This is a genomic window from Xenorhabdus budapestensis (assembly GCF_017743015.1).
Lineage (GTDB): Bacteria > Pseudomonadota > Gammaproteobacteria > Enterobacterales > Enterobacteriaceae > Xenorhabdus > Xenorhabdus budapestensis.
Genome location: NZ_CP072455.1, coordinates 2,809,836 through 2,825,614 on the forward strand (window position 1 = coordinate 2,809,836; position 15,779 = coordinate 2,825,614).

General features: G+C 38.7%; 16 protein-coding genes and 2 pseudogenes. 8 read left to right on the forward strand and 10 right to left on the reverse strand.

Annotation, left to right across the window (positions count from 1 at the left end):
* Positions 1–156 precede the first annotated feature (156 nt).
* Positions 157–750 carry a response regulator transcription factor gene (locus tag HGO23_RS12125; protein ID WP_209026762.1) on the forward strand — a complete coding sequence of 198 codons (594 nt, stop codon included), beginning with the start codon at positions 157–159 and terminating at the stop codon, positions 748–750.
* Between the two features lie 91 nt (positions 751–841).
* Here HGO23_RS12125 and trhO read toward each other — a convergent pair whose 3' ends face one another.
* On the reverse strand, positions 842–1,903 hold the full coding sequence (gene trhO / locus HGO23_RS12130) for an oxygen-dependent tRNA uridine(34) hydroxylase TrhO (protein WP_099134867.1): 1,062 nt from the start codon (positions 1,901–1,903) through the stop codon (positions 842–844).
* A 541-nt stretch (positions 1,904–2,444) separates the two neighbouring features.
* Between trhO and HGO23_RS12135 the strand changes: the two genes are divergently transcribed.
* Positions 2,445–3,380: a Kdo(2)-lipid IV(A) acyltransferase gene (locus tag HGO23_RS12135; RefSeq protein WP_209026763.1), complete on the forward strand. Its 936-nt coding sequence runs from the start codon at positions 2,445–2,447 to the stop codon at positions 3,378–3,380.
* A 97-nt stretch (positions 3,381–3,477) separates the two neighbouring features.
* On the opposite strand, the gene HGO23_RS12140 is transcribed toward HGO23_RS12135, so the two are convergent.
* Positions 3,478–3,999 (reverse strand): hypothetical protein, encoded by a 522-nt coding sequence (locus HGO23_RS12140; RefSeq protein ID WP_209026764.1) that lies wholly within the window; start codon positions 3,997–3,999, stop codon positions 3,478–3,480.
* Between the two features lie 166 nt (positions 4,000–4,165).
* On the opposite strand from HGO23_RS12140, the gene HGO23_RS12145 reads away from it, so the two are divergent.
* Together HGO23_RS12145 and HGO23_RS19690 are read left to right on the forward strand one after the other, a co-directional pair.
* Positions 4,166–4,945, forward strand: a complete 780-nt coding sequence (locus HGO23_RS12145; RefSeq protein WP_209026765.1) for a PhzF family phenazine biosynthesis protein — start codon at positions 4,166–4,168, stop codon at positions 4,943–4,945.
* A 65-nt stretch (positions 4,946–5,010) separates the two neighbouring features.
* Positions 5,011–5,127: pseudogene (locus tag HGO23_RS19690) on the forward strand (DUF1543 domain-containing protein); the annotation flags it as partial.
* Positions 5,128–5,285: 158 nt separating this feature from the next.
* Here HGO23_RS19690 and lldD read toward each other — a convergent pair.
* The 5 genes from lldD to HGO23_RS12175 form a co-directional block, all read right to left on the reverse strand.
* A complete protein-coding gene (gene lldD, locus HGO23_RS12155; RefSeq protein ID WP_099134871.1) occupies positions 5,286–6,422 on the reverse strand; it encodes an FMN-dependent L-lactate dehydrogenase LldD in 1,137 nt (378 codons plus the stop codon).
* 250 nt (positions 6,423–6,672) lie between these two features.
* Positions 6,673–7,275 carry an RBBP9/YdeN family alpha/beta hydrolase gene (locus HGO23_RS12160; RefSeq protein WP_209026766.1) on the reverse strand — a complete coding sequence of 201 codons (603 nt, stop codon included), beginning with the start codon at positions 7,273–7,275 and terminating at the stop codon, positions 6,673–6,675.
* Positions 7,276–7,373: 98 nt separating this feature from the next.
* Complete coding sequence (locus HGO23_RS12165) at positions 7,374–7,580, reverse strand: NADAR domain-containing protein (protein WP_342355504.1); 207 nt, start codon at positions 7,578–7,580, stop codon at positions 7,374–7,376.
* A 102-nt stretch (positions 7,581–7,682) separates the two neighbouring features.
* Positions 7,683–8,123: a DUF2335 domain-containing protein gene (locus HGO23_RS12170; protein ID WP_209026768.1), complete on the reverse strand. Its 441-nt coding sequence runs from the start codon at positions 8,121–8,123 to the stop codon at positions 7,683–7,685.
* 110 nt (positions 8,124–8,233) lie between these two features.
* The gene (locus tag HGO23_RS12175) at positions 8,234–8,428 is read right to left on the reverse strand and encodes a Cro/CI family transcriptional regulator (protein WP_099134875.1); all 195 of its coding nucleotides are present in this window, start codon (positions 8,426–8,428) and stop codon (positions 8,234–8,236) included.
* A gap of 98 nt (positions 8,429–8,526) precedes the next feature.
* On the opposite strand from HGO23_RS12175, the gene HGO23_RS12180 reads away from it, so the two are divergent.
* Positions 8,527–9,237 (forward strand): LexA family protein, encoded by a 711-nt coding sequence (locus HGO23_RS12180; protein ID WP_209026769.1) that lies wholly within the window; start codon positions 8,527–8,529, stop codon positions 9,235–9,237.
* An 895-nt stretch (positions 9,238–10,132) separates the two neighbouring features.
* Here HGO23_RS12180 and HGO23_RS12185 read toward each other — a convergent pair.
* Positions 10,133–10,429: a hypothetical protein gene (locus tag HGO23_RS12185; protein ID WP_209026770.1), complete on the reverse strand. Its 297-nt coding sequence runs from the start codon at positions 10,427–10,429 to the stop codon at positions 10,133–10,135.
* Between the two features lie 432 nt (positions 10,430–10,861).
* Here HGO23_RS12185 and HGO23_RS12190 point away from each other — a divergent pair.
* Positions 10,862–11,832, forward strand: a pseudogene (locus tag HGO23_RS12190) (IS110 family RNA-guided transposase).
* Positions 11,833–12,003: 171 nt separating this feature from the next.
* Here HGO23_RS12190 and HGO23_RS12195 read toward each other — a convergent pair.
* Entirely contained in the window at positions 12,004–12,720 is a 717-nt protein-coding gene (locus HGO23_RS12195; RefSeq protein ID WP_425330497.1) for a TfoX/Sxy family DNA transformation protein, read from the reverse strand.
* Between the two features lie 133 nt (positions 12,721–12,853).
* On the opposite strand from HGO23_RS12195, the gene sulA reads away from it, so the two are divergent.
* Entirely contained in the window at positions 12,854–13,414 is a 561-nt protein-coding gene (gene sulA / locus HGO23_RS12200; RefSeq protein ID WP_209026771.1) for an SOS-induced cell division inhibitor SulA, read from the forward strand.
* Positions 13,415–13,767: 353 nt separating this feature from the next.
* Positions 13,768–15,063 carry a porin OmpA gene (ompA, locus tag HGO23_RS12205; RefSeq protein ID WP_209026772.1) on the forward strand — a complete coding sequence of 432 codons (1,296 nt, stop codon included), beginning with the start codon at positions 13,768–13,770 and terminating at the stop codon, positions 15,061–15,063.
* A 97-nt stretch (positions 15,064–15,160) separates the two neighbouring features.
* Here ompA and matP read toward each other — a convergent pair whose 3' ends face one another.
* On the reverse strand, positions 15,161–15,610 hold the full coding sequence (gene matP / locus HGO23_RS12210) for a macrodomain Ter protein MatP (protein WP_209026773.1): 450 nt from the start codon (positions 15,608–15,610) through the stop codon (positions 15,161–15,163).
* Positions 15,611–15,779 lie beyond the last annotated feature (169 nt).

The window sequence follows — 15,779 nt, forward strand, 5'->3', positions numbered from 1 at the left end:
AGTATCAAAACGAATATCAGCCGACAAAATCATTCATATAGTTTATTATTCTGTACAATACTGTATCATACAGCTATGTTCGTTCGCCTGATTTTTAAGTATCAAGCGACCTAATTCATTTAATAATAACCGCTATAGAACAAGGATGTTCAGTTAATGAAATTATTAATTATTGATGAGTGCCATTATACACGTCTTGGGATCATTGAATCTCTAAAAGAAAATACAGATATCCTTTCAACAGCGGCTCATTCAATTCAGGAGGCGATAAATATTTTGTCGATATTTTCGCCTGATATTATTCTGATGAACCTGACATATTATGGTCATCACAGTTCATATTGTGAACAAATGAAACTATTTATTTCATTGGTTCGTAATACCCGTATATATATCTATATTGATAAACTATATCCATGGATAGAGAATTATATCCAATTGACAAATAAAGATTTTATCTTACCCAAAAGGAATCTTAGCTTATTGTTAGCGCGGCTAAAAGAGTTGGCATCACATGATATTCAACGTTATTTTACCAATTTTAATATAAAAAGTTCTATTTTTAGTCAACAAGAAAACAGGATCATCTATTATTGGATGCTGGAAATAGATACCTATAAAATTGCCAGAATACTAAATATAAGTAGTAGTACAGTTTATTCACATAAACGGCATATCATAGAAAAAATAGGAGTAACCAACAAAATAGAACTACTTTTTGTTTATAATATTTTTAAATATCTCTGCTAACGCCGCAAAAAATAACTAAATTGGCGTAATAATTTAAGTATTATTACGCCAATTTTTGTATCTGCTTGCTAGAAATATACTTAAGATAAATTTATTGTTTGTTGGATTGCAATGAGGTAATATTTAGACCGTCATTCAACCGATAACGGGATTTATTAAAAATCTTAGCCCCATTTTCTCTTCCTGCCCGGCGAGCACGTTGTTCATCTTCAGGGAGTAACATTTCTTCCCGACAAACATCGCTACAACATCCCTCAAACCGCTCTGCACAAGATGGACATTGAATAAACAACAAATGGCATCCATCATTTTTACAGTTAGTGTGACTATCACAAGTTGCGCCGCACTGATGACAATGAGCGATAACGTCTTCAGAAATACGCTCTCCCATACGCTCATCAAAAACAAAGTTTTTACCAATAAAGCGAACAGGTAAGCTTTGCTCTTTCACCTTACGAGCATACTCAATAACTCCACCTTCTACATGGTAAACTTTGTTAAAACCATTGTGGAGCATGTAGGCACTCGCTTTTTCACAACGGATCCCACCAGTACAATACATAACGATATTTTTATCTTTATCATCTTTCAACATTTCTACTGCCATCGGCAATTGCTCACGAAATGTATCTGATGGGATCTCAATCGCGTTCTCAAAATGGCCAACTTCATATTCATAATGGTTACGCATATCGACAAACACGGTATTAGGATCATCCAGCATTTGGTTGACCTGAGCGGCTTTCAGATATTCACCGGTTTTTGACGGATTAAAAGTTTCATCCTCAATACCATCAGCAACTATGCGTTCACGCACTTTCATACGTAATACCCAAAATGACTTGCCATCATCTTCCAACGCAATATTGAGTCGCAGGTTATACAAAGCAGGATCTGTTGCATCTAATAATGTTTTCAAGGCATCAACATTTTTGGAAGGTATGCTGATTTGCGCATTGATACCCTCTTTGGCGATATAAACCCGCCCGAAGACTGATAACTCAGTGAATTTTTGATACAAGCTATCGCGAAAAGCCTGTGGCTCAGAAATAGTAAAATATTTATAAAAAGAGATGGTTGTACGCGGCTCTGTTTCAGCCAACATACGCTCTTTCAGCTCTTTATTAGAAATACGGTTATGTAACACTGGCATGGTGTTCAAAATACCCTTATAGTTTGTTGATATTCATACATTTATGTCTGTCTGTATCCGCAGAGTGTTTACACTAGATCATTATCGACAATTTTAACCAGAAACCCCACGCGCTACACTTGAGGTTTTTTATCCCCTGCAATATTACTTTTTTCTGTGGCCCAGATCTATCAATCCCTGTTCTGAATCAACTTAACCCCCGAACTAGCTTAAACATTTAGAAATTACCATTTCTCCCTCATTTCACAATATTCTTAATCCGCAGCCACAACGTATCACGGCGCCTCTTTCTGCCGTTCCGTTTCTACCGGAGTAAAACAATCATTTGAATATGATGCTGAAGAACATCATAATCATGCCCTAACACTGCATAGCCAAAGCATGGGGGACAACTTCTTACTTGTTATCAGTTGATTAATCATTTAGTGCCCCGGTATTTCGATATTCCACTAAAAAGTGTCACAATACCCCTATTACTCTTAAAACCTTACAAGACAGGTTTTTTATAGTTAGATTATTATCTTTAATACACTGAAAACACATGATACAAGCATCCTCTTTTCGTTGTTTATTTTTACATCCCCGCTACTGGCTGACTTGGCTGGGTATCGGCATACTCTATCTACTGGTCTTACTTCCTTACCCCGTGATTTACTGGATAGGAACCCGGCTTGGTCGGTTATCACAGCGTTTTTTAAAAAAACGAGCCAAAATCGCTGAACGCAATCTGGCTCTCTGCTTCCCTAATATGCCACCAGAGGAACGAAATAAATGGCTGGTCAAAAACTTTGAATCTGTTGGTATGGGGTTATTTGAAACCGGCATGGCTTGGTTCTGGCCTGACTGGAGAATTAAACGCTGGTTCAAAATTACAGGACGAGAGAACATCCAAAAAGTGCAAGCCACAGGTCAGGGGATCATCGTGATTGGGATCCATTTTCTGACACTGGAATTGGGAGCCCGCATTTTTGGTATGCTCAATCCGGGCATCGGGGTTTATCGCCCGAATGATAATCCGGTTATCGATTGGCTACAAACCTGGGGACGTTTACGTTCCAACAAATACATGCTGGACAGAAAAGATGTCAAGGGAATGATCCGTTGCCTGAAAAACGGTGAAATTGTCTGGTACGCACCAGATCATGATTATGGTCCACGTAAAAGTGTATTTGCCCCATTATTTGCTGTTGAACATGCCGCAACAACGACCGGGACTTCAATTTTGGTTAGATTATCCAATCCAGCTTTATTACCTTTTACCCCACGCAGATTACCTGATGGAAAAGGTTATGAGCTGATTATTCAACCCGCTGTAGAAAATTTTCCTGAAAAAGATGAAGTCGAGGCGGCAACCTTTATGAATAAGGTAATCGAGCAGGAAATTATGCAAGCTCCGGAGCAATACATGTGGTTACACCGCCGTTTTAAAACACGTCCTAAAGATATGCCGTCTTTATATAGTGATAATATTCATTAGTCAGTCATCATTAGCAAACTCTCAGGCAGCCATTTTTTACGTGACCGCCTGAGTTTTAGCAATGAAAGTTATCTATTAAATCATAAAATAACCATCACTATCTCCCGCAAGCATCGGAGATCTCCATCTCGGAATAGAGATTCCCTCGTTCTTTCTCCAATTTCTGTCTGGTTTCACGATAACATTTGCGTCGGTTTGAACGGATTATTTCTCTCATAAAACGAGCTTCCTTGATCTGATAAAACTGCAGGTCTTTGTTATTCCAGCTATAAGAAAGCCCGACACGCCCTTTGTGCTGAGATAAGAGGGACAATTCGTTCATAAAGTGCCTTTCTTTGGCATAATCCCAACTAGGAGAAATCTCGACATACATATTCGAATCGTTTTTTTTGGTGTATTCCTTCAACTCTTCTTCTCGTTTCTCAGCCAGGGCATTGTCTTGCGCTAACTTATTAACATTCCAATAATTGGCGCCAAGTTCTTCCCTTTTTTTCAGATATTCTCCTGAAGGTTTGTTATCAGCAGGTATATCACTTTTGTAGCTGAAGTCGTAAGCCAATGCCTGAGAACAGCCAATTACTGTAAGAAAAAACAGGCTATGGATCCCTTTTATTTTCATAAATCCCCTAGTGTAACTATTACAAGTATTATTATTTAATAATCATTACCACCTTAGATCAACTACCAGTAATGGGTAGTTCCAGAGCCAAAACAAATAACCCTTTACAAACAATAGCAATTTCAACATGCTAGGTAACATTTTTTAAAAGCAAAGTGAGTTCTTGATGCGTTCATACCCTATTTATCATGTCGATGCTTTTACAGAAAAAAACTTCTCCGGTAATCCCGCTGCTGTTGTCTTACTGGACGAATGGTTATCAGATGAAACATTGATTGCGATCGCTGCTGAGATCAACCTCTCAGAAACTGCTTTTTTAGTTGACGATCATCTACGCTGGTTTACTCCCAAAATGGAAGTAAACTTATGTGGGCATGCAACACTGGCAACAGCTTTTGTTCTCGTTGAACAGCATTCTTATCAAAATAATCCAATTACATTCAAAACCCGTTCTGGAGAACTTCGTGTCACCCATCAGGATAGCGTTTTCACGTTAGATTTCCCTGCCGCTGATTACCAAGAAGAAAAAACACTTCTTCCCATCATACAAGAGGCTTTAGGGCAAGATATCAGCGAGGTATTTGCTTCCCACGATCGTTATATCTGTGTACTAGATTCTGCCGATCAAGTTCTTCATGCTCAACCACACTTTGATAAAATAGCCGCCCTTCCGCTACCGGGACTTGCCATTACTGCCTTTGGCGATTTATCTACGGACTTTGTTTCGCGCTATTTTGCTCCAGCAAAAGGCATTAATGAAGACCCTGTCACGGGTTCGACCCATTGTGTTCTGGCCCCTTTCTGGGGAGCAAGACTCAATAAATCGACACTTCGTGCCCGTCAATTATCAGATAGGGGCGGCGATATATTATGCGAAATACAAGGAAAACGTGTTTATCTGACAGGAAAAGCAAAACTATTTTCTTTTGGAAAAATAGTGTTTTAAATCAATCAGTTTCTTATTTTCAAAAGTAGCGACTCAGAAGCATTCAAGTATTAAGGAAAGATATGATTCAGCTATATATGTTTTATCTTGGTGGGAACGCTGGAAAATCCAATATTGAAGTTCATGATGTCCAGTTTGTTGCAGTGAATAAAATTGAAGAAGCATACCCTGTATTACGTGATTGTTCATCTGACTGAAAACCCTCACGGTCAGCCAGACAAACCAGAATGGCAAGGATACCGCCCTATCGGGATCTGATGAAAAATAGTCAGCAGAACAATTCAGTTTCTGCTGACTATCAATCAGAACATATAACTCCCCAAACTCGCTAATTTTACTTTCAATTATCGACCAGCAAATCTAAATTAATTTCTGCAATAGACTTTGCTCCCGTCAATGTCATTGCAACCCGTATTTCTTTATCAATCAGATCCAATAAATTAGAAACTCCTGCTTCTCCAGCTGCTGCCAATGCAAAAGCAAAAGCACGCCCCAATAAAACACTGTCAGCACCCAATGCGATCATTCGTACTACATCCAATCCGGTACGAATACCGGAGTCAACCAGAATAGTGGTATCATTTTTGACAGCATCCGCAATAGTTGGTAAAGCCCTGGCGGTTGAAAGAACACCATCCAGCTGGCGTCCTCCATGATTAGAAACCACAATACCATCCGCGCCAAAACGGACAGCATCCTTAGCATCGTCAGGATCGAGGATACCTTTAATAATCATTTGTCCTTTCCAGCAATCGCGGATCCACTCTAAATCTTTCCACGATATGGATGGATCAAAATTGTTTCCCAGCCAACCAATATAATCCCCCAATTTGGTAGGTATACCGCGATATTTAGATATATTGCCGAGATCATGGGGTTTACCCATCAAGCCAACATCCCATGCCCACTGAGGATGGGTTATCACCTGCAAAAAACGCCGTATAGAAGCATTCGGGCCACTCATACCTGAATGTGCATCACGATAACGAGCACCGGGTACAGGCATATCAACAGTAAATACCAGATTTTTAACACCGGCTGCCTCTGCTCTTTCCAGAACATTACGCATAAAACCACGATCTTTCAGTACATAAAGCTGAAACCATATTGGACGCTCAATTGCAGAAGCAACTTCTTCAATCGGGCATATTGACAATGTCGATAACGTAAATGGAATACCCTTTTTAGCAGCAGCTCGTGCAGCCTGTACTTCCCCACGACGAGCGTACATCCCACTTAATCCAACGGGAGCCAATGCCACGGGCATTGACATTTTTTCCCCAAATAAACTGGTTTCCAGATTCAGTTCAGACATGTCTTTCAGTACACGCTGACGCAGTTCAATGTGAGATAAGTCTTCGGTATTGCGTTTCAAGGTATGCTCTGCATAAGCTCCACCGTCAATATAGTGGAACAGGAAAGGGGGTAACTTCGCCTGTGCAGCAGCCCGATAATCAGTTGAAGCAGAAATAATCATGATTTGTACCTCTACCCAAAATGGAGTGGACGGCAATAGTATTGTTCTGGTTAATCATATTGCCCATGACTAATGCATCAAACAACGCAATAAGAAGCTTAAAAATACATAAACTTGTTTCACAAAACATCCGTTTTATTTGATGATAATTCAGGTGAAACAACAAAAGGTTAGTGATCTAAAGAGAAATATAGTGGGCGAATATCGCCCACTAAGCTAAGAACATTACTAAGATCTGAGTTCTTGGTATTTATCCTGATACGATAGTTTTCAGTGCATCATAAACAGGAAACAAACGGGTAAAACCTTCTCTATCAAGAAAATGGCCTGCATTTTCAATATTAATGATTTCAGTTTGCAACGAATTGGCAAGGGAGTAGGATGATTGAGGAGAAACAATTTCATCATTGGAAGAAATAATGGAAATACGGTGTTTTGTCACTTCACGCAAGAAGGCATAATTCAATGGATGAAGAGTAAAACTTTCTAACTCTGGCAAAGTACACTGCACAGAATCAAATCCTGAGACTAAAATATACCCACCAATTTGATTGGTTGTGGAGCATATTGCCTCTAAATACCGAAGTAAAGTCACACAACCAAGACTGTGGCCAATAAAAATTGTGTTATCGTCTGCTTTGGGGGCAACCTCAATCAATTTTTTGGCCCATGCTTCAGGTTTAGGTGATAACGAATCGGGCATTTCTGGCACAATCACTTCTGCACCTTGTTCAGTCAGCACTTCACTTAACCAGGGAAACCAGTGTGATGAAGGTGAAGCAGTATAGCCATGAACAATGATAACTTTCTTACCAGAAAACCGATCAGGATCCTTTGCTGTTAGCTGTATCATTTATCTTATCCTAGTGAGTAACAATTTCAGTTTATAGAGAGAAGTCTAATAGCAGAGAATTTTCTAACATAGTCATATTGTTGTTTCCAACATATATCCTATTTTTTTAATTTTTCACGCACAGTCATCAAAGCAAAACCTAACAAATTCAATCCATCCCATGTTAACGGATTACAAATATTAGAATTGTCCTCTGCCATTCCAATACCCCAAATCCGATCAACAGGACTGGCTTCCACCAATACTTTATCGCCTGTCTGCAATAAAAATATTTCCATTGATGGGTTTTGAGAAAATATATAAATTACTCAATATATTAATATGCAATAAGAATACTAAAAATAGCAAACTATAAAGCCACTAAGTAAAAAATTCATCTTTAAATGATCATAACTGGCATTACAAGATCACTTAGCACCTAACTTTCTTCCTATAACAAATACTGCCACCAACCCAATTAAATCAATTGTAATGAGTGTTCCTGCAAACACCATTTCACCTCTGAGTGCAAAAAACGTAGCGATAATCAAAATAAACATTGCAATAGAAAAACCCATCCATTGCCCTCTTCTATCCTTTTTTATCATGCCATCCAGTGCCAACTTTTGATTATCATACTGAAATTTTTGCTCTTTTTCCCTGAGCAATAATATTCTCTCTGTGCTGCCAGAAAGAATGGACTCATAGTCCCTCAAAACATCAGGGGGAGGAAGAGGCTCCAAACAATCAGAACCAATTTGATTTTTTAAACCTTGTTTATCGTTCAAAATTCCTTGGTAATCATTCGCGGGCATAATATCTAAAATACTCCCCATTGCACTAATATAATGACGAAAGTGATATTCCATATTTTCTCCGAGACAATATACACAAAATGTATAAGAATAAAATCAATGAAATAATTAAAGCTAATCAGTAATTGATATTACCTAATTCCGTCTAAGGTTCTTTCTCTTCGCTATACAGTATGTTTCTGGCTGGGAAATGACCGACACTCTTCCGCTTTATAGCTACCATCCTCCTGACGAATCAAAAATATTTTACGACCAGCCCGTAATGCCTTACTGATAGCAGTTTGATGAACACCAATCAGACTTGCTGTTTTAGCCTGACCATTCTGTTTCACATATTCTGATAATGGTATTTTTTCCATATTTTCCTCCTGCATTTCTCAAATAATATCCAAAGTATTAAATATTTCAATATTTTTAGTATTTATCATTTCAATAGCATTGGTATTAAAATGCGTTCATGAAAAAGAAACTTACAACAGAACAACTCGCAGATGCCAAACGTTTGAAAGACATATATGAGTCAAAGAAAAAACAGTTAGGTATCTCTCAGGAAAAATTCGCGGACGAACTTGATAAAAGTCAGGGGGCTATTTCACACTATCTTAACGGCACAAATGCCCTTAATTTGGAGATAGCAGCCGATTTCGCCAACAAATTAGGGGTTAAAATTAATGATTTCAGTCCATCATTAGACAAACAAGCAAGGAAACTGCTCACCGCAGTCTATGGCGATAATATGACTTTGGTTGACGATGTAACCTTTTATAAGCAATACCCTCTACTCAACTGGGCTGATGCTGGAAATTGGTGCGAAGAACCTATATCGCTATACCATAGAAATAATATTAAACAGTACGACACTTCTGTTGAATGTTCATACCGTGCCTTTTGGCTGGAAGTAAAAGATGATTCAATGAATTCACCAAATGGCTTGAGCATACCGCAAGGAATGATTATCTTGGTTGATCCGGAAGTAAAACCTATCGCCAACAATTTGGTCGTCGCAAAGCTTGAAGGGGAAAAGAAACTGACTTTCAAGCAATTGATTACAGAAGGGTATGATACTTATCTTAAACCTCTGAATCCCCAATATAATATGATACCTCTCAGTGATAAAATTCATATTCTGGGTGTCGTTGTCGAGGCCAAAATAGCTCGGTTGCCATAAAAAACCACCAGCCAGCGAATCTGCTACACTTTTTGTGATATTTCTTATTAGGAGCTGGCTGGATATTTTTAGTAAGCTACAAATATCCAATAGAATGATAAATAGACTTTTAATAGAGAAATATCATCAAATAGGTAGATATGAACAAAATCATTGCCATTTCAGGCATATCAGGTTCAGGCAAAACATCTTTATCAAAACAGCTATCAACCCTGCTGAATGCTGCCATGCTGTCTTAGGATGATTTCGACCCTATATCAAAATATCCTAATAATTATGTTTTATGGGAAAAAGCTGGGAAAGATTACTCCCAGTGGGAGTATCCAGACTTAGCAAAAAATTTAAACGCCCTAAAATCTAATAAAATCATCAAACACGCTACAAATCACCAGACTATTTATCCTACTAAATTCATTATCTTTGATGCTCCTTTAGGCAGGCTTCATGTGCAAACAGGACAATTTATAGATATAACAATTCATCTCAACACACCCTGTCAGATTCTCGTAGTCTATTCTTTGATGATGAATTAAAAAAACATGCAGATCTTATTGTTGATGGTGAAAAAACTGTAGAAAATCAGATTATGGAGGTTTTAATCTACTTAAAAAAATTAACTTAATGATGAAATTAACTCATATTCTCCAAAATGAAGCAATATACATTGATCTACGAAAGGTGATTCAGACTATCAATCAACATAAAATTTTCTCACAGAAAATTCGATGGAAAAGTGATTTCGATGGCTATTTAGGTAGCATGGCATGTAACCCATTTAAAAGCTGACAATTAATATGATTTGCTTTATGATTTTTTTAAGTGACCGCCAAAACGGTCACATTTAATATAAAATGGCGATTACACAAACCGCAAAACACTCTGTCAAAAATGTCTTTCAACGACCTGTATATTTTTTACCCTCTTTTATCCGTTTTTTTAATTCCTGAGCATATTCATCTAAATTACGCAAATCACATTTTGTTTTTTTTATATACATTTCAGCTTCGCCCTTGCTATACCCCTGCAATTCACTAATCGTTCTAAAAGGAGTATTTTTTATTTTTTGCATTATCTCTTCCACTCCCTTTTCCGAATACTTAGGACACCCATAATACCAATATTTTTCATTAGCCATAACTGGTAAAGATGTAAACAGCAACACTACAAAAACAAAGAAATGACGATATTTCATATTACTACCTTGTTTTAAATTAACCAGACTTAGCCCCTATCTCTTCAGATTGTTCTATTTGCTATCTTGAGCCTGAATTGAGCTCAATCAAAACACAAAATGAACACATATTTGGGATAGGATATTAATAAATATAGCCAACTTATCAAAAAATACAGAAAAATTAAGAGTGACTGTAGTAACGTGATGGATGCTCTCTTTCTCAAAGGGAATAGCACCACTTTTAGATGAGGAAGAACACTACAAGCCATAATATCAATTGGCTTATATACCCAATGGATTTCAAGTTGCATCGCGGCGGCAAGGGAATGCAGCCTGATGGGCCTCGGGGTTTAAAGCCCGTTAATGAGCAACTGGCGCATTCATTGAGCCACTCATCTGAAACCCGAACAGTTGTCCGTCATCCATCACGTATTTTCAAGGTCGGGTAATATGAATCAACCAAATCTACTTTGTGTGGGCATTTATGTTGCCAAAGCCTCGTTGGATATCGCCATCAACACGGGAGCAAAGGCATTCACCGCCAGTAATGACATTGATGGCTTTGATGCCATTTTGTCCGTACTGAAGCCACACACAGTATCACTGGTTCTTATGGAGGCAACCGGAGGGCTGGAAGCCGCTGTCGCTTGTACGCTTCAGGCTGAAAGTTTTGATGTCGTTGTCATCAACTCCAGACAAGCCCGTGACTTTGTGCGTGCCATGAGGTATCTGGCGAAGACCGACCGTATTGATGCCAAAATGCTGGCTCAGATGGCGGAGGTGATAAACCGTCATCCCAAGCGGGAATGTTTTATTCGTGCGATGCCTGATGAAAAGAGTCAGGTCCTGGCGGCGATGGTGGTGCGCACAGACACCTGTTGGCTACCATGCTGGTTGCTGAGTGTAACCGTCTACATCCTTCTCATCCACAGAACCACAAAAGTATTAACGTGATTATTGAGGTGCTGGAAAAAGAGCTGTCACGCATCGACAAGGATATGAATAACCATATCAGAACGTATTTTAAAGTACTCGCTGACAGGCTCTGCATCGTTAAGGGGATTGGCACGATGACAACCGCCGTTTTATTGGTAGAAGTGCCTGAGCTGGGTAAGCTTTCGCGTCGCGGAATCAGCGCCCTTATTGGTGTTGCTCCTGCTAACCGTGACTCAGGGACGATGCGGGGCCGACGAAACCCTCTTTGGTGGGTGAGCGGGAGTGCGTACTGTGTTGTATATGTCGACGCTTGTGGCAACCCGCTTTAACCCGGTGAGCAGGATATTTTACAACCGCCTGTTGGCGGCAGGTAAGCCCCAAAAGTAGCACTCGTTGCCTGTATGCGTAAGCTTCTAACTATCCTGAATGCCATGGTCAAAAAGAACGAAGAATGGGATGAACCGTACCATCAAATTACCTCATAAAAATATCGTTCAAGACAGATACTGTGTTTCCTGTCAAACACAATGTAAGCTTTGATCAAAGCTCAGACCGCTGACAAACCCCGTTATTTTCAACGAGGTTTGTCAGCGGTCTGAAGATAGGGGCTATGCCCCTTTTAATTTTTACCATGACGGGTAATTTTAATTACTTCATTATTCTAATTCTTTATGCCAGAGCAACAAATCATGTCGTAATTTTTCTGGTAAAACAGCGACATGACAACCCTCTATTGCACCAGCCAACGCAAGCAATACATTAACACTCGTCTTTTTCCTATTTCGCTGCAATTTAAGATAAGTCGCTTTTGCTCCCAACACGCGCAATTCTTCTACTTTAGATATGCCTATTTTCCATAATTGACGCTCCAGAACTATCCCCAGATTGGGAAGATCCTTTAACCTGAGAGGTATTTTCTGCCTGCTGATGATATCTGCTAATGTACATTGATAGGCCAAGTTGATATATTCAAATAATTGCTTTTGATCCTGCCAAAGCGACTCACCGACTCGGTAATACCGCAAAGCCACTGGAATGCCCCTTTTTAAATAGATAAACTTCTCCATGCCTATGACTTTAAATAATACCTCTGCATGACTATTTCCTCGTAAATAAAGCTCTCCCTCAGAACTCAGGGCGAACAAGACTCCATCAATTGATAATCCAACTCCACCAAATTGAGACTTCTTTTTAAGTTTTCCCAGTGAAGATACACTATGTTCCAATTGATCAAAACGAGTCCCAGATAAAATCATTTTTATCACTCCATGAATTATATCCTGATTAAATATTTTATATGCTATATCCATGTTTGCCATTAATGAAATAGATAACAAGAACAAGTAATTAAAACCATACTCAATCTGTTCCAACCTGCCAATCATTAAGTTAGAAAAAAACTGTTTTATGTAAATTTTTGCGAAGCGCTTTGAAAAAAATGCCCTTGCTTTTAGACAAACAACCGAGTACTGTATAAATATACACGCATCCATGGTGGGGTGAACTATGAATATTCAATTAATTTTGGAATATCTTATTGAGAATAAAATTAACCGTAATAGAGCTCAAAAAATAGATAATGTGACAAATATCACATCTCCAAAATTACAATTCTCTATTGAATCTGGTCAGTCCACTTTACCAGCAACAAATTCTATGGTTAGAGAATTGCTCTACAATGAGCAACAACCTACGATCAATCAAATCCTTCTCCCTTTATTACATCAATCTGGGAATGAAAATAGATGGTTACTCTGGATTACACCTAATAGGAAACTAAGCCGCCAATGGCTAATAAATTCAGGCTTACCTTTAAGTAAAATTATTCAGTTAAACCAAATCCTTCCCATTGCCTCTCCTAATGCCATGGAGAAAGCACTAGCAAGTGGCAATTACAGTGTAGTTTTAGGATGGCTACCAGAATTGTCTGAATATGAGGTACAAAAACTACAGTTGGCAGCTCATAAAGGTACAGCATTAGGTTTGATTATGCGTCCACAGAATTTATCCGGCCAACTCAAGATATTATCAAGCACAATAAAAGTTCATTCTATTTACTATCATTGAATTAAATTAGGATTTATCTCAATATTTTTTATAGTAAACAACCCGCCACTAATATCTGCTCTTATTTATAAGAAAATTCAACGTATTATAATAGTAAATATCGTAAATTACCGTCAGTAACATTTAGCAATTGTAATTGTATATTTAAAAAATTTGCGTCACGAATCATAGTGTACTTGTAAGTTTTAAAGTTCGTTGTAGACTTTAACAAAGTCGGGATTGTACTTGCTAATCTTATATTTCAGGAGCCATCTATTGATAGAAGTGCATATACCCAACTAAATATCTCAACTAACGGCCAATAATAAGACTTTTAAGGCTAACTGCTTATTTGGATGATAACGAGGCGTACAATGAAGAAGACAGCTATCGCAGTGGCAGTAGCAACTTTCGCAACTGTTGCTCAAGCAGCTCCCAAAGAGAATACCTGGTATGCTGGTGCTAAGTTAGGTTGGTCCCAGTTTAATAAAACAAAATTTACTGATTTCGGTTCTAATGCAGCAGAATCGTATTCAATATTCAAGAAAGCGAAAGGAGGGAAAGGACTTACTATAAGTGATCCAAATTTTCCCCCTACTCCTACTCAGCCGTTTGCCGCAACAGGTAATGCAACAGACAAAAATCAATTGGGTGCTGGAGCTTATATAGGTTATCAGGCAACTCCATATTTGGGTTTCGAACTGGGTTATGACTGGTTAGGGAGCATAAAATATAAAAGCTCCGCCAATAATGGGGATTTCCGTGCTCAGGGTGTCCAGTTGACAGCAAAATTAAGCGTTCCGGTTACGAATGATTTAGATGTTTATACCCGCCTGGGAGGGATGGTATGGCATTCAAAGGTTTCAGCCCACTATAATTCTAAAGACATATCTTATACAGGTGAACTTTTCAATAATAATAAGGGAGCTGATGGTAAGTATCCAGACTTAGCCAGGTCGCCAACTACAGACAAGGTAAATGTGAAAACCAGTAGTACAGGCATTTCTCCATTAATAGCTATTGGTGCTGAGTACGCACTAACCAAAAATCTGGCAACTCGTTTGGATTATCAGTGGACCCCAAAAGTAGGTCGAGGGGGGGATGGTAACTCACGTCTGGATGGCCGTGAGGCTGCTATCGGTGCCCGACCGGATATTGGCCTGCTAACTGTTGGTATTTCTTACCGTTTTGGTCAGGATGAAGCAACCCCGGTTGCTGCACCTGTTACTCCGGCTCCAACTCCTGCTATCGAGAAAAAGAGCTTTACCCTACGCTCTGATGTTCTGTTCAACTTCAATAAATCAACATTGAAACTTGAAGGCAAGCATGAGCTGGATAATCTCTATAACCAACTAACGAAAATTGATCCAACTCAGGGGCATGTTTTGATAATCGGTTATACTGACCGTATTGGTAGTCAACGCTATAATTTGCCCCTGTCTCAAAAACGTGCTCAATCCGTTGTAGACTACCTGGTAGCAAAAGGTATCCCTGCAAACAGTATTCAAGCTGAAGGTCGCGGTAAAAAAGATCCTGTTACTGGGTCAGCATGTAATAACATCAAAGCTCGCGCTAAATTGATTGATTGCCTGGCACCAGACCGCCGTGTAATCATCAATATTCAAGGTACTCAGGAAATTAATCAGACTCAATCCAAAGTATCTCTGTAATATGCTCATTAGTAATAGAAGTGCAAACCCCATGCGTGAGCATGGGGTTTTATTTGGCAGTAAACTTCGTCTGTCATCGTGCTATAAGCTGTTGGATTCATTTCCCTAAAATAGCAGCCAAATCCTGTTTCAAGCTCAACATCTGGTGAGTATATTTTTCTTTATATTCGGCATCTTCCAATAGTTGCACTATTGTTTCTGATAACGTCTTACCTCGGCGCTGGGAGAGATTTGAAAGACGCTGCCAGACATGAAAATCCAAATCGATAGACTTTTTACGCGAATACTGATGTTCAGCATTAAAATGGCGTTTACGTCGTGCCCGAATGGTTTGTTTCATGCGATTGGATAAATCCTGATTCATGTGCTGTGATATCCATTGCATTACCTTGACCGGTTCTCGTTCCAGCTTCAGTAATTCACTAACCGCATCCTGAGCAGCACTTTTTTCAATATATTTAGTAATTGGCTCACCTTCACGATGCTTTTTCACCAAATAAGTCCATTTCCAGCCACATTCCAGATTTTCCAATTGTTGATATTTCATTTCATCTCTCAGTGACAGCGTAACTTAAATTAAGCATAGCAATTATTTATCTAAATTGCTCATAACAACACAAAATACTGAAATATTTTATGAACAGTTAATGAGTTAGCACGAATATTATCTTTTTCAAAGATTATAACATGTTGGTTCACTGCCTAATCTTGTATAA

Excerpts from the sequence above, each read along its gene's own strand:
- HGO23_RS12175 (WP_099134875.1), bottom strand. The coding sequence starts at position 8,428 with ATGGAAAAAATACCATTATCAGAATATGTGAAACAGAATGGTCAGGCT.
- matP (WP_209026773.1), bottom strand. The coding sequence starts at position 15,610 with ATGAAATATCAACAATTGGAAAATCTGGAATGTGGCTGGAAATGGACT.
- HGO23_RS12125 (WP_209026762.1), top strand. The coding sequence starts at position 157 with ATGAAATTATTAATTATTGATGAGTGCCATTATACACGTCTTGGGATC.
- HGO23_RS12135 (WP_209026763.1), top strand. The coding sequence starts at position 2,445 with ATGATACAAGCATCCTCTTTTCGTTGTTTATTTTTACATCCCCGCTAC.
- HGO23_RS12140 (WP_209026764.1), bottom strand. The coding sequence starts at position 3,999 with ATGAAAATAAAAGGGATCCATAGCCTGTTTTTTCTTACAGTAATTGGC.
- ompA (WP_209026772.1), top strand. The coding sequence starts at position 13,768 with ATGAAGAAGACAGCTATCGCAGTGGCAGTAGCAACTTTCGCAACTGTT.
- trhO (WP_099134867.1), bottom strand. The coding sequence starts at position 1,903 with ATGCCAGTGTTACATAACCGTATTTCTAATAAAGAGCTGAAAGAGCGT.
- HGO23_RS12160 (WP_209026766.1), bottom strand. The coding sequence starts at position 7,275 with ATGATACAGCTAACAGCAAAGGATCCTGATCGGTTTTCTGGTAAGAAA.
- HGO23_RS12185 (WP_209026770.1), bottom strand. The coding sequence starts at position 10,429 with ATGAAATATCGTCATTTCTTTGTTTTTGTAGTGTTGCTGTTTACATCT.
- HGO23_RS12145 (WP_209026765.1), top strand. The coding sequence starts at position 4,166 with ATGCGTTCATACCCTATTTATCATGTCGATGCTTTTACAGAAAAAAAC.
- HGO23_RS12170 (WP_209026768.1), bottom strand. The coding sequence starts at position 8,123 with ATGGAATATCACTTTCGTCATTATATTAGTGCAATGGGGAGTATTTTA.
- lldD (WP_099134871.1), bottom strand. The coding sequence starts at position 6,422 with ATGATTATTTCTGCTTCAACTGATTATCGGGCTGCTGCACAGGCGAAG.
- sulA (WP_209026771.1), top strand. The coding sequence starts at position 12,854 with ATGAATATTCAATTAATTTTGGAATATCTTATTGAGAATAAAATTAAC.
- HGO23_RS12180 (WP_209026769.1), top strand. The coding sequence starts at position 8,527 with ATGAAAAAGAAACTTACAACAGAACAACTCGCAGATGCCAAACGTTTG.